The following is a 557-nucleotide window of genomic DNA, read 5'->3' on the forward strand; positions in this document are numbered from 1 at the left end:
CTCCTTCCGCACCATTATTAAAGTCTCTTTTATTAGAGCGCTGTAGGTCTATCGCCAAGCGGTAAGGCAGCGGCTTTTGATGCCGCCATTCCCTGGTTCGAATCCAGGTAGACCTGCCATTATTCTTCCTTGAAACATAGGAATGCTATTGATGTTTTACTAATTACATCAATAACTACAGATCAAGTTGCGGAAGTGGCGGAATTGGTAGACGCACCAGATTTAGGTTCTGGCGCCGCAAGGTGTGAGAGTTCAAGTCTCTCCTTCCGCACCATCTTGATTTAAAAAATATAGTGTTGGCTACGTAGCTCAGCTGGTTAGAGCACATCACTCATAATGATGGGGTCACAGGTTCGAATCCCGTCGTAGCCACCATTTATTTCGTTATTTAGGTTTTTACCAATTACCTTTATGACGACAGAAAAGTTGCGGAAGTGGCGGAATTGGTAGACGCACCAGATTTAGGTTCTGGCGCCGCAAGGTGTGAGAGTTCAAGTCTCTCCTTCCGCACCATACTTTTCTAACTTGATTAGTCTTTATGACTATTGCCTGCAGGT

4 tRNA genes are annotated in these 557 nt (G+C 44.9%); all 4 read left to right on the forward strand.

What is annotated here, in order from left to right:
- The first annotated feature begins 44 nt into the window (after positions 1 to 44).
- Positions 45 to 119: transfer RNA gene (locus tag KIV40_RS26695), tRNA-Gln, on the forward strand.
- A 70-nt stretch (positions 120 to 189) separates the two neighbouring features.
- Positions 190 to 274 (forward strand) — tRNA-Leu (locus KIV40_RS26700).
- A 24-nt stretch (positions 275 to 298) separates the two neighbouring features.
- Positions 299 to 375 (forward strand) — tRNA-Met (locus KIV40_RS26705).
- A gap of 53 nt (positions 376 to 428) precedes the next feature.
- Positions 429 to 513: transfer RNA gene (locus KIV40_RS26710), tRNA-Leu, on the forward strand.
- Positions 514 to 557 lie beyond the last annotated feature (44 nt).

This window comes from Vibrio sp. D173a (assembly GCF_030248475.1).